This is a genomic window from Magnetococcales bacterium, assembly GCA_015232395.1.
In the GTDB taxonomy this organism is placed as follows: Bacteria; Pseudomonadota; Magnetococcia; order Magnetococcales; family JADFZT01; genus JADFZT01.
This window is the reverse complement of sequence record JADFZT010000006.1, coordinates 95,708-108,014: the sequence shown is the minus strand read 5'-3', so window position 1 is coordinate 108,014 and position 12,307 is coordinate 95,708. Positions and strand designations below refer to the sequence as shown.

Sequence of the window (12,307 nt, the reverse complement as noted above, 5' to 3'; positions counted from 1 at the left end):
TCTTGATCTTGGTTTTGCCCTTGATCTTGATCTTGGTTTTGCCCTTGATCTTGATCTTGGTTTTGCCCTTGATCTTGATCTTGGTTTTGCCCTTGATCTTGGTTTTGCCTTATAACCTCCCAGGAATACGGGGTCTTAAGGCAACATGCAGCGTGTTTGGTTCCGGTTGGGATCCAAATAGGCTGCCAAAGGTCGAATATTGTAACGCGGTGATTTCCGTATATGGTCATTCTCACGCGTAGGATGCGGTGAGCCGCGCGAACCGCATCAATCAAGACTGATGTGCCATTTTTATTTGGAACGACTTGCAATTTTTTCTGATAAAAAAGGGCTGATTGAACAGATACTCCATCTGGTTTGACTGATTTTGAAAAGCGAAACCAGAAAAGCAAAGTCAAGACCGTGGGGGCTGCGCCCCCACACCCCCGGGGGGTTGTAAAGCAAAATCAAAAGAAAGAGCAAGATCAAAGGATAAGAAAGAGCAAGATCAAAGGATAAGAAATATCAAGATCAAAAGATAAAAAAGAGCAAAATCAAGATCAAAAGATAAGGAAAAGAAAAGAAAGACCTTGGGGGGAAAGAATCCCCCCCAATTCCCCCCCGCTTTTTTTTTAATAGTTTAAAAGCAAAACCAAGGGAAAAATCCAAAACTGGTCTGATTCATCAAGCAAGGTGAAAAATCATGGCACTGCTGACCATACTAACCGCCCCCGATAAACGACTCAAAAAAAAGTCCGAACCAATCGGTCAGGTGGATAGCCAAATCCAACAGCTGATGGATAACATGGCGGAAACCATGTACGCCGCCAACGGCATAGGCCTGGCAGCACCACAAGTAGGCATCCACAAACAAGTGATCGTGGTGGATGTAAACTACCCCCGAGAAGGGGCGGAGAAAAATCCCATCTTTCTCGCCAATCCCAAAATTATCGAAAGCGAAGGAATCAGCCGCTTCGAAGAAGGATGCCTGTCAGTACCAGACCAAGTGGCAGAAGTGGAACGAGCCGAACGCATAGTAGTACAAGGACTCGGCCGAAATGGCGAACCCGTAGTAATGGAAGCCGAAGATATCCTCGCCATCTGCCTCCAACACGAAATCGACCACCTGAGCGGTATCCTCTTTATCGACCACCTCTCCCGCCTCAAACGCTCCATCATTCTGAAAAAATTGAAAACCAGAAAGGAAACATAAACCCATGTCCCCCTGGCGAATCGTCTTCATGGGTACCCCCGATTTTGCGGTCCCAAGCCTGAAAGCACTGATCAATAGCACAGATGAAGTGGTGGGGATCTTTACCCAACCAGATAAACCAGTGGGTAGAGGTATGAAAATGCGAGGACCCGCCGTCAAACAAGCCGTAGAAGGCCTGGATATCCCCGTGTTTCAACCGAAAAAATTGCGGGAGCCCGAAGCCGTCGCCCAACTAAAAGCACTCAAACCAGACCTGGTGGTGGTGGTCGCCTATGGCCAAATTCTCTCCCAGGAAGTGCTCGACCTCCCCCCCAACGGCTGCGTCAACGTCCACGCCTCCCTCCTGCCACGCTGGCGAGGAGCAGCCCCCCTGCACCGAGCACTCCTGGCCGGAGATCCCGAAAGCGGTATCACCATCATGCAAATGGATGCCGGACTCGATACCGGACCCATCCTCTCCATGGAAAGCCTCCCCATCCACAACCAAATGACCGGAGGAGAACTCCACGACCAACTGGCCAACCTGGGTGGCGCATTACTGCTCAAAACACTCCCAGGCCTCAAATCCGGCACCGTGAAACCCCAAATACAACCCGAAGAAGGGGTGACCTATGCCAAAAAGCTGCAAAAAGTTGACGGTCTTATCCCCTGGGATGCCCCGGCAACCACGATCAGTCGTCAAATTCTTGCCTTGAACCCCTTCCCAGGCGCCTACACTTCCCTGGAAGGCCAAAATCTGAAAATATTTTACTGTGAGAGTGTCAAAAAAGACGAGGATATCGCCCTGAAAGGGGCACCGGGAGAGGTGGTTCGAGTGGAAGATGACGGTTTGGTGGTGGCCTGTGGGGAAGGCCATCTGCGGATAACCGAACTGCAATCCCCAGGCAAACGGCGGATGGCAGCCTCCCAGTGGCTGCGAGGCCACCGGATTAAAACAGGCAGCCGCCTGGGGCACTGATCAGGGGAGAGGATCCCGGCTCTCAGAAGTATAAGAAGGGCGTATCTAACCCCTTGAACCAAATCACATCACTCGGTTCCAGGGTGTCGTTTCCTTGATTTTCAACATGATTGAGTCTTGCCCAGCGCTGCCAGTTCCGGAGGCCTGCTGCACATAGGCTGCTGCCATTCTTAAGTCTTGATGATGTTGGAATCCCCAATCAACTTGTCGATATACTCCCGTTCCGCTTCAATCAATACCTGATCAAAGGGATTACCCCCCTGGTTGCTGGGAATGGTCGCTGTTTTGGCCAAGCCCTGGGGTTGCGCCGTGGGAGCGGGGCTGGCTGGGATCATATAGGCTGGCAAACCATGGAGTGGAAGGCTCATGGATCTCTCCCGAAAAGGGGTGGATTATGGACGTTTATGACTCAATCACTAGGCAATAATTATGCCAAGAAAAAAAGATCTCCTTGACAATCTGGCTGGTGTCTGGCCGGAGCTTCCCTCCCGGGAGGGGATATCCGGGGCTTGGTGTCTAAGGAGGAGACAGCTGCCGCTGTTGCCGGAGAGCGATGGCGGCCAATGGATCAATCCGCTTTTATGGAAAGTGGAAATTTCAGGGTGCACCACGTATATTCATGGCATGAATAATCCCTTTGACGAATCAATGGACATACCTCCCTTGGGTGGGGCTGGGGCTGGGGCTTGCGGGAGGAGAAGGCCTTGAAGGGATGGAATCGGCTCATCTCCCGTATCCTGGATTATAATCCCCAGGCAGACCAATCCCTTTTGAATCAGACCCGGGGATTTGTAGTGGCCCTTTCCAAGCGGAAAGAGAGGGAGGGGCCAGCTTTTACCATGAATCCAGCCTCGGTGGCTGGCATTTTGGCTGACCTGCGTCTGGATGTCGCTTCCATTGCCGCTGGCATGTTGGTGGAAGGGGTGAACTCCGGAGCCACCACCCTGGAGGAGATCAACGACAAGTTTGGCAGTGAGATCGGTTTTTTGGTGGAAGGAGTCACGCGCATCTCCCTCATCTCCGCCCGGGCCAAAACCGAAATCCAAGCCGAAGATTTTCGCAAGATGATCCTGGCCATGGCCAAGGATATCCGGGTGGTCCTGGTGCGGCTGGCCCTCTGCCTGGAGCAGGTGCGCACAGCCGCAGCCAACCCGACCCCCATCGCCCGGCGCATCGCCCGGGAAATTCTCGAAATCCACGCCCCCATCGCCCATCGTCTGGGTATCTACTGGATCAAGAGCGATCTGGAGGAGTACGCCTTCCAGCTCAGTCAGCCCGAGCTGCATGATGAGCTGAAGCAAAGAGTCGATGCCAGCCGCAAAGGGGGCGCAGATGTGGTGCGCAAGGTGGTTTCCATCATGCGCAAACTGTTGCGCAAGCATCGCATTGCTGCTGAGGTGTTTGGCCGGGAAAAGCATCTCTATTCTGTCTGGACCAAGCTTTCCCGTAAAAATACCACCTTTGATGAGCTTCACGATCTGATCGGTTATCGCATTATCGTTCGGAAAAAATCAGACTGCTATCGGGCGTTGGGGATGATCCACGGGGAGTTTCACCCGGTTCCAGGCCGTTTCAAGGATTATGTGGCCATGCCCAAATCCAACGGCTACCAATCCCTGCACACCGTGGTGATCGGTCCCTTCGGCAATCGCATCGAAGTGCAGATCCGTACCGAAAAAATGCACCAGGTGGCTGAAAGCGGGGTGGCGGCCCATTGGAACTATAAAGGCAAAGGCATCCAAACCAAAAAACGCTCCGGTGCGACCGGTTATGCCTGGTTGAAACAGCTGCTGGAGGTGCATCAAAACGCCGATAATCCCAGCCAGTTTTTGGAAAATGTCAAGATCGACCTCTTTCCCGGGGAGATTTATCTTTTTACCCCGGGGGGGGATATTCTCGCCCTGCCCAAAGGGGCCACCCCGGTGGATTTCGCCTATGCGGTCCATTCCCAGGTGGGGGATCGTTGTCAGGGGTGCAAGGTCAATGGCCGCATGGTCCCTCTGAAAACCAAGCTCAACACCGGGGACAGCGTTGAAATTATCACCAGCAAGGAGCCCCGTCCCAATCTAAGCTGGCTGGAATTTGTGGTCAGTGGCCGAGCCAAATATCGCATCACCCGCTGGGGCAAGGAGCAGCGGCGGCAGGAGTCGATCCTCCTGGGCCGGGAGATGCTGGAACGGGAAATCCGTAAGGTGGGCCACGGCCTGGCTCTGCGGGAAAAATATCTGAAAAAGGGGGCACAGGAGCTGGGGCTTGACGATTGTGATGAGCTGCTTTATCAGGTGGGAACCCAGACGGTCACCCCCTTGCATACCCTGCACCGCATGTTTCCGGAGACCTTTCGCAAGGCGGAACGCAGCCAAAAAACCTCCTCTCCCAAACCCCGTTCCACCTCTGCCGAGCGTCGCGCCGACAAGGCCCCCAAGGGAGAGTTGAAGCTGTCGGGCCTTCTGCCGGAAATAGCGGTTCAGGCCGCTCGCTGTTGCAGTCCCATTCCGGGGGATGCCATCGTCGGTATCATCTCCACCGGCAAGGGGGTGACCATCCATCGGTCTGATTGTCCCAACCTGGACTCCTTCAGGAATCAGCCGGAGCGCAGGATTGAGGATGTCGACTGGCCGGACATGGCCAAGGATAATCATTTGGCGCGCTTGCGGGCCATGGTGCGCAAGCCCAAAAAGGTGTTGGCCCAGGTGAGCCATGCGGTGATGGAGGCCAAGGCTTCCGTTATCAAAGTCCAGTTTCAGGATCGGGACCGGGATCCGTGTGTGTTGATTCTCGATGTGGAGGTGGGAGACCTGAATGAGCTGGGGAGCGTCCTGGAAAAACTGCGCGCACTCTCCGAAGTGATGAGCGTCGAACGTATTCGGGGTTAGCTGATATAATCATTCAAAAAAAAGGGGCATTGGGGGTCGGTTTTGCCTCGGATTTTGGCTCCGGATCTTAAACTTGCCCGCAACCGGCAAGGAGAAAACAGTGTTAAAGCAAGCCATAGCGACCAAAGAGGCGCCCAACGCCATCGGCCCCTACTCTCAGGCGGTGGCGTGTGATGGTTGGCTCTATCTTTCCGGGCAGATTCCCCTGGATCCTGGGAGCGGCGAGCTGGTGGTTGGGGATGTCGCTTTGGAGACCCGGCAGGTGATGAACAACCTGGCAGCGGTTCTCAAAGCGGCGGGAGTGGGTTTTGAGAATGTGGTCACCACCACGATCTATCTTTCGGAACTTGCCGATTTTCCACTGGTCAATCAAATATATGAGACCTATCTTTCCCCCCCCTATCCAGCCCGGGCCACGGTCCAGGTAGCTGCCCTGCCCAAAGGAGCCCGGTTGGAGATTGCGGCGGTGGCGCGCCTGCCCAATCAAACCGGATAGTTTTTTCTATTCAGATTCATGTCATCTTTAAGAAAAGGGATCTCGCCACAACGGATCTCTTTCGGAGCCAAACCGATGAAATGGATATTTGCCCTGCTTTTTTTTCTACCCTTTCAGGCTTTTGCCAATCCAGGCCTCTATTGTCTGATGGATTTTGGTGGCAAGCAGTGCCACTGGCCGGATCTGGCCTCCTGCCAAAAGATGGCTGGGGAGAGCGGCAGCTGCTTTCTCAATCAGGAGGAGATGATCGCTCCCACCGGAGGCTCTCCCTGGTGTGTGGTGGAGAGTTGGCGAACCGAATGTATCTACCAGGTGCCTGACAACTGCGAAACCCAGGCCCGGATTCGCAAAGCGACCTGCATCAAAAATCCCAACTATGGCACTTCCTGGCAGCCAGCTCCCACCAGTGGTGAGACGGAAAAAGGCCCATCCACCTATCTACCCGCACCCGTCTATCAACCCCGTCCCGGGTACAGGTAGGTTATTGTGGGAGTTGGCATCACCACCCGGACCATTTTGGTTTTCACCCTGATCAATCTGATCATTGCCGGCTCCGTGGGCTATATGGTTCAGGAGCAGAGCAGCGTCCTCCTGATTGAAAAGAGCCTGGAAACCCTCGGCGAGGAGGAGGAGATCCAGAGGAGCCTGATCCAGGAGCGCATCCGCCGTTTTAGTGGGGATGTGCGGTTTTTGGCCAACACACCGCCCATCCAGGGGATCGTTCGAACCCGGCTGGCAGGAGGGATCGATCCGGTGGATCAGAGTACCGAACCCCTCTGGCGACAGCGACTGTCGGTCATTTTTTCCACCTTTTTAAACAACCACCCCGAATATTTCCAAGTACGCTATGTGGGGGTGGCGGATGGGGGACGGGAGATCGTCCGGGTTGAACGTCAAGAGAACCAGGTGCGTGTGGTGCCGGAGGCGGAGCTTCCCCAAAAAGGGGATAGGGATTATTTTCAGAAGATCCTCTCCATGCCACCGGGAGAGGTGTTTCTTTCCGAGATCAACCTGAACCGGGAACACGGCCAACCGGTTACACCCCATCTACCCACCCTCCGGGTGGCGGTCCCAGTCCATACCCCCCATGAGGAACCCTTTGGTTTCATTATTCTCAACGTCGACATGGGGGAGACTTTGGCGGACATCGCTGCTCTGGCCCACCCCCCCACCCAGCTTTACCTCACCAACAGCCAAGGGGATTTTTTGATTCATCCCCAAGCGGGAGTGGCCTTTGCTTTTGAATATGGAGAGGCAGCCAACCTGGCTTCCCTTTTTTCCGACCTGGCCCAGGCACTGGCAAAGATGCCCTCGCTTTGGGGAAGCCGTGAACGTCATACCGAGATGGTTGGGGAGGATGTGCGTTCTGCCATCCGGATTCCCATAGATCCCTTTCATCCGGAGCGCTATCTGAGCCTGGTGATGGTGACTCCCCGGGAAGCAGCCTTGGCCGATGTGATGGCCATGCGCAAAAAATCGACCCTGCTGATCGGGTCGCTCCTGCTGATCGGTACCCTGCTGGTCTTTGCTTTTTCCCGGCGTCTGACCCGGCCCCTCCAACAGATGACCCGGGCAGTGGAGCGGTTTTCCCTGGGAGAGGCGGATTTTCAGGTACCGGTAGAGAGTCGGGATGAAATCGGCGTTTTGGCCGAGGCCTTTCAGCAGATGGCCCAGCGTATCACCCGGGACCAGATGAGCCTGCTCAACCGGGAGCGTCACATCCGGGCCATCATGGAGTCGGCCCTGGATGGTATTTTTACCACCGACCGTCAGGGTGTGATTCTATCGGCCAATGGGGCGATGGCAGGGCTCTTCGGCTATCCCGTAGAGCAGCTGGTGGGGCAAAATATCAAAATGTTGATTCCGTCTCCCCATCAAGAATCCCATGAGCGCTATCTGGCACACTTTCTGACGCTGAACAGGGGGCAGGGGGAAGCGGGAGGGGGTGGCTTCATCCGCGAGGTGGAAGGGGTTCATCAGAATGGCCAATTGATTCCCGTGGCCCTCTCCCTGAGCCACTTTGTGGTGGGAGAGACCACCATTATCACGGGTATTCTCCACGATATTTCCGAGCGCAAGGCTACCCTGGCCGCTCTCCAGGATGCCCACGACAAACTGGAAGTCCGGGTCCAGAAGCGAACCCGGGCGCTGATGGAGAGCACCACCCGCCTGGAAGGGGAGATTCTGGAGCGCAAACGGGGTGAGGCCAAGCTGCGGCTTTTGGCCAAGGTGTTTGAAAACACCAGCGAAGGGATTCTGATCACCGATGCCCAATCCCATATTCTGGATGTCAACCAAGCCTTCACCGAGATCACCGGTTATGCCCGCTCCGAGGCGATCGGCAACACCCCCCGGCTGACCAAATCGGATCGCCACGATGCGGAATTTTACCAGGAAATGTGGGGTACGCTGCTGGCCAGTGGTCGCTGGAGCGGCGAAATCTGGGATCGACGCAAGGATGGCTCCCTCTATCCGAAAAAACTTTCCATCAATGCCGTGCACGATAATGATGGCCTGACCAGCCATTATGTCGGGGTTTTTTCGGATATCAGCCAACTAAAACAGACCGAGGAGCGTCTGGAGCGCCTGGCCTATTATGACGCTTTGACCGGGCTCCCCAACCGGGTGCTGTTCAAGGATCGCCTCAATCAGGAGTGCCTGCAAGCCAGGCGTACGGGGCACCGGGTGGCAGTGATGTTTTTGGATCTGGATCGATTTAAATATGTCAACGACACCCTGGGACACGCCTTTGGGGATCGGTTGTTGGTAGACGTGGGCAATCGCCTGATGGGGTGTGTGCGGGAGTCGGATACCGTGGCCCGGTTGGGGGGTGATGAGTTTACCATTATTTTGGGGGATTGCGGCTCTGAGGAGCGGGTGGGCAAGGTATCGGAAAAGATTCTGGAGGCGATACAAAAACAGTTCGTTCTGGACGGCAAGGAGCTTTTCATTGGGGTTTCCATCGGCATCGGTATCTATCCGGACAACGGTGAGGATTTCGATACGCTGACCAAAAATGCCGATGCCGCGATGTATCGGGCCAAGGAGAGCGGTCGCAATACCTATCGGTTTTTTTCCGAGGAGATGAATGCCGCCTCCTCCCAAAGGTTGGATTTGGAGGCGAGTCTGCGCCTGGGGCTGGAACGGGGAGAGTTTTGTCTGCACTACCAGCCCAAAGTAGCCATGGAGAGTGGCCGGATTGTGGGGATGGAGTCCCTGGTGCGCTGGCAACACCCGGAAAAGGGGATGATTTCCCCCGCCGAGTTTATTCCCATCGCCGAGGAGACCGGGTTTATCGTGCCCTTGGGGGAGTGGATTCTCAAAACCGCCTGCCGACAAGCCAAAAAATGGCTGGATGCCGGTTTTTGGGACCTCACCATGGCGGTCAATCTTTCTGTCCGCCAATTTCAACATCAGGATCTACTGGAGCTGGTGGAGCGGGTGGTGAGGGAGAATGGACTGCCCAGGGGAATGCTGGAGTTGGAAATCACCGAATCCATGGTGATGGGGGATGTGGGCCAGGCGGTGACGGTTCTGGAAGGGTTGCGGGAGATGGGGATCAAGCTGTCGGTGGATGATTTTGGCACCGGCTACTCTTCATTGAGCTATCTGAAGCGGCTTCCCATTCAAACCTTGAAGATCGATCAATCCTTTGTCCGGGATCTCTCCGTCAGCTCCAGTGAAGCGGCGATTGTTGCGGCCATCATCTCCATGGCCAAAAGCCTGAACCTGATGGTGGTGGCCGAAGGGGTGGAAAATCAGGAGCAGGTTGATTTTTTGAGAGAACGGGGCTGCGATCAGATCCAGGGCTTTTTTTGCAGCCGCCCTCTACCAAGCCGTAAAATGCTCCAGCTGTTGGCGGAGGGGGGGCAGTTGGTTTAAGCCCCTGATTGATTTGGCCAGATTCCGGCGCTTCTATTCGGCAGCGGAAAGGCTAGGTCAACCCTGTCCAAACTTGCCTTTGAGAAACTGGATCATGCTGGTGGTGAGCAGAGCGGCACCGCTACCCAGGAGTGAAGCCTGGATCGCGGCTTTGGTCTCCACTTCCCGGAGTCGCTCATCCATGGTTCTGAGCATTTTGGTGTGATTTTGCTGGTTTTTTTCGATCAGATCCAGGCTTCCCTGGATACGACCCAGAATCAAAAGAGTGTCATCATGGCTGGACATGCGTTTATTCCTCATCGTTTTTCTTCCAGTAACCTGGTGGGTTCCGGTTGTGGTCGATCTGGATTGTAAAAGCCGCCGGGCTTTTCAGTTTGCGAGTGCATCGTATCTCCCCCCTGCATCATAGTTATTCGATCCTTTTTTCCGGTATTCCCCTTTTGATGGTTTTGGGGGTTACTGCTGGTATGGATCGTTTCGTTTGCTTTTTTTCGTCTACTTCAACCCGGGAAGCGCGGGCGAAGATCAAGCCTGGTTTGCTGCCGACTGATATTATTCCGGCAGAATGTGGGATTTGGGCATCTGCCGGGGGTTGGTTGCCCAAATATCCACATCGAATCCCGGGCAGATTTTCGCCACTCGGGGGAGATCCCGATGCCCCAGAACGACGGCTCCCGGATAATCGGCTTTGAGTTTTTGAATCAACCCATCCAGTTTTTGCCATTGGGCCTCGGTAAAACGGTCGGTGCCGATCAGACAGATGCCGATGGAATCCCGGTTGAATCCCCGGGCATGGGCTCCACTACGGGCCACGGGGCGACCAGCTTCCACCACGCCATCGGTACGGATGACAAAATGGTAGCCGATGCCGGCAAATCCGCGTTGCCGATGCCACAGGTCAATCTCGGCGGCGGTATGATGGCGGCCATTCGGGGTGGCGGAACAGTGAATGATCAGCCGCCCAATTTGCCGTTCCCTGCTTTCCATTTTTCAATCTCCTGCTGATACTGCATTGATTTGACTCGTTGTTTGATTCCAAAAATAAACTTTATGGCTTGGAGTTTATGGGGGGTTGCAACGAATGGACAGGTGTTGGGGTTCAGCAACTGGAATGACGGGAGGAAAGGGGGGTGAAAGGTGAGAGGGAAGGTTTGGGGATTTCTTTCCAGGGGGGTGTTTTTGCCAAGGGGTGCCTAGCGAAGAAATGTTTTTTTGTAGGTAAAAAACAAAAAGTTACGATCATAATCAGGGGACGTGTTTGACCTTTTCCCCCAGGGATGGTTCAGAGGGAGAAATAGGGGTTGCAACCATCGGACTTTCGTGGTCAAATGGCAGAATAGCCGTCATTATACCCTTGTTTTTTTCTCCGCCTCTGGAGTCATTCCATGAAAATCGCCCGCTCTTTTTTCCTGGCGCTGCCCCTCTGTATTTTCTCCACCACACTCCTGGCCCAACCCTTCCAGGATGGATCCAGCGGCGGCCAGAGCGGATCTGACATAGGGCTTGGTCCCGATCCAGGCATCGGCATCATCATGCCTCCGATCCCGATTCCCGAACCCGCTCCGGTGGTGGAGCGCTACGCTTTTTCCGTCACCCTGGATCGACACACCTATTATGCCGGGGGGGTGGCCAAAGCCGGGCTCAATCTGGAGTTGGAAACCAGGGATGAACTCGCCATGGAGCTTCCCGAGGGGGAGGAGGGGTGCCAATATCTCTTCAATATCCGTAACACCTCCGGAGAGATCGTCCATCAAAGCCTCAACCCCTGCCCCGTGGAAGAAGAGCCGGAGGATGATACCGGTGAGGATGATACGGGGGATGACGACACCGGCGATGACGACACGGGTGAGGATGATTCTGGCGAGGATGAAGTGGTTTCCAGCCAGTCAGGCTCAGCAGGTTCGGCACAACCTTCTCTTCGGGAGGGTATCCCCGTCGATTTTTGCTACGGCCCTTGGGAAATGGCCTGTCAGCCTCCTGGACCGCCAACACCCAGCTCCTATACCTATACCTACGAGGCCAACCACGGCATGGAGCTGGTCTCTCTCAACAGTGAACTGGGCGAAGCCGATGGCACCCCCCTGGCCAATGGCGGCTATCTCCTGGAAGCGAGCCTGGTTTGGCCGGGGCCTGAAGGGGAGGAGGGGAGTGAGTCTGCCGGTCAGCCCATGACGATGCTGCCTTTCCAAATCATGAGCTGTGACGGGGAGGATGAAGATGCGGGCAGCTCTATCAATTTTATGAGCCTCTCCCGGGGAACGACGAGCCAATACGGCTACGATGATCCTGATTTTACTGGCGAGGATCTGGTCTTCTACGACGCTGAATCCTTCGAAAATTTTTGGCAGCTCCACGCAGGGGGGGCTGAACTGCGCACCCCGAGGGTCGATTTTGACAGCCAAATGGTGATCGCCACCGTCATGGGCCTGCAATCAAGCGATGGCGGACCCAACGTCACCATCACCGAGGTGGAGGAGGGCAACTGCGAGATCGAGGTGACTTTGGTGAAGGACGAGGTGCCCGGCATGCTCGATGCAATCTCCAACCCCTACCACCTGATCCGCATCGATTTTTCCAACAAACCCATCACCTTCCGCCACCTGCGGCTGGTGGAGGAATAATCCACTGACCCCTTGAAAAGAGTCTGGATAGAGGGCTGTGAGTAGGTAAGGAGAGAAAAAGGCCTGTGAACGGCTAGGCCGGACGGTCTGTATGGCAAGTGAGGGAATCGGCATTATTCAACCGGGTTTGGAACAGTGGCGGGGAGCCACATGTTCCAAACCCGGTTTTTTTTGGGCGGGGGCTGGTTAAATACCAGCGTTAAAACTTTTCAAACGCATCATCGCTACCGCCGCCACCGCTCATGTCGATCAGGGCCCCGGAAGATTGTGGGGCGGAGCGTT

10 protein-coding genes are annotated in these 12,307 nt (G+C 55.0%); 7 read left to right on the top strand and 3 right to left on the bottom strand.

What is annotated here, in order from left to right; all coding sequences use genetic code 11:
• Positions 1-682: 682 nt before the first annotated feature.
• Together HQL52_03500 and HQL52_03495 are read left to right on the top strand one after the other, a co-directional pair.
• On the top strand, positions 683-1,192 hold the full coding sequence (locus tag HQL52_03500; protein ID MBF0368502.1) for a peptide deformylase: 510 nt from the start codon (positions 683-685) through the stop codon (positions 1,190-1,192).
• Positions 1,193-1,196: 4 nt separating this feature from the next.
• Positions 1,197-2,150, top strand: coding sequence for a methionyl-tRNA formyltransferase (locus HQL52_03495; GenBank protein ID MBF0368501.1), 954 nt, complete (start codon positions 1,197-1,199; stop codon positions 2,148-2,150).
• 170 nt (positions 2,151-2,320) lie between these two features.
• On the opposite strand, the gene HQL52_03490 is transcribed toward HQL52_03495, so the two are convergent.
• Positions 2,321-2,518, bottom strand: a complete 198-nt coding sequence (locus HQL52_03490; protein ID MBF0368500.1) for a hypothetical protein — start codon at positions 2,516-2,518, stop codon at positions 2,321-2,323.
• A 336-nt stretch (positions 2,519-2,854) separates the two neighbouring features.
• On the opposite strand from HQL52_03490, the gene HQL52_03485 reads away from it, so the two are divergent.
• From HQL52_03485 to HQL52_03470, 4 genes are all read left to right on the top strand, one after another.
• Positions 2,855-5,026, top strand: coding sequence for a bifunctional (p)ppGpp synthetase/guanosine-3',5'-bis(diphosphate) 3'-pyrophosphohydrolase (locus HQL52_03485; protein MBF0368499.1), 2,172 nt, complete (start codon positions 2,855-2,857; stop codon positions 5,024-5,026).
• A 100-nt stretch (positions 5,027-5,126) separates the two neighbouring features.
• Positions 5,127-5,522, top strand: a complete 396-nt coding sequence (locus tag HQL52_03480; protein ID MBF0368498.1) for a RidA family protein — start codon at positions 5,127-5,129, stop codon at positions 5,520-5,522.
• Between the two features lie 75 nt (positions 5,523-5,597).
• Positions 5,598-6,002: a hypothetical protein gene (locus HQL52_03475; GenBank protein MBF0368497.1), complete on the top strand. Its 405-nt coding sequence runs from the start codon at positions 5,598-5,600 to the stop codon at positions 6,000-6,002.
• Positions 6,003-6,008: 6 nt separating this feature from the next.
• Positions 6,009-9,404, top strand: coding sequence for an EAL domain-containing protein (locus tag HQL52_03470; GenBank protein ID MBF0368496.1), 3,396 nt, complete (start codon positions 6,009-6,011; stop codon positions 9,402-9,404).
• 57 nt (positions 9,405-9,461) lie between these two features.
• Here HQL52_03470 and HQL52_03465 read toward each other — a convergent pair whose 3' ends face one another.
• Positions 9,462-9,689: a hypothetical protein gene (locus HQL52_03465; GenBank protein MBF0368495.1), complete on the bottom strand. Its 228-nt coding sequence runs from the start codon at positions 9,687-9,689 to the stop codon at positions 9,462-9,464.
• Positions 9,690-9,956: 267 nt separating this feature from the next.
• Entirely contained in the window at positions 9,957-10,391 is a 435-nt protein-coding gene (locus tag HQL52_03460; GenBank protein MBF0368494.1) for an N-acetylmuramoyl-L-alanine amidase, read from the bottom strand.
• Between the two features lie 398 nt (positions 10,392-10,789).
• Between HQL52_03460 and HQL52_03455 the strand changes: the two genes are divergently transcribed.
• Positions 10,790-12,025, top strand: coding sequence for a protease complex subunit PrcB family protein (locus HQL52_03455; GenBank protein ID MBF0368493.1), 1,236 nt, complete (start codon positions 10,790-10,792; stop codon positions 12,023-12,025).
• The last annotated feature ends 282 nt before the right edge of the window (positions 12,026-12,307 follow it).

Coding starts and splice junctions, on each gene's coding strand:
- HQL52_03500 (MBF0368502.1), top strand. CDS start 683: ATGGCACTGCTGACCATACTAACCGCCCCCGATAAACGACTCAAAAAA.
- HQL52_03495 (MBF0368501.1), top strand. CDS start 1,197: ATGTCCCCCTGGCGAATCGTCTTCATGGGTACCCCCGATTTTGCGGTC.
- HQL52_03490 (MBF0368500.1), bottom strand. CDS start 2,518: ATGAGCCTTCCACTCCATGGTTTGCCAGCCTATATGATCCCAGCCAGC.
- HQL52_03475 (MBF0368497.1), top strand. CDS start 5,598: ATGAAATGGATATTTGCCCTGCTTTTTTTTCTACCCTTTCAGGCTTTT.
- HQL52_03465 (MBF0368495.1), bottom strand. CDS start 9,689: ATGTCCAGCCATGATGACACTCTTTTGATTCTGGGTCGTATCCAGGGA.
- HQL52_03460 (MBF0368494.1), bottom strand. CDS start 10,391: ATGGAAAGCAGGGAACGGCAAATTGGGCGGCTGATCATTCACTGTTCC.
- HQL52_03455 (MBF0368493.1), top strand. CDS start 10,790: ATGAAAATCGCCCGCTCTTTTTTCCTGGCGCTGCCCCTCTGTATTTTC.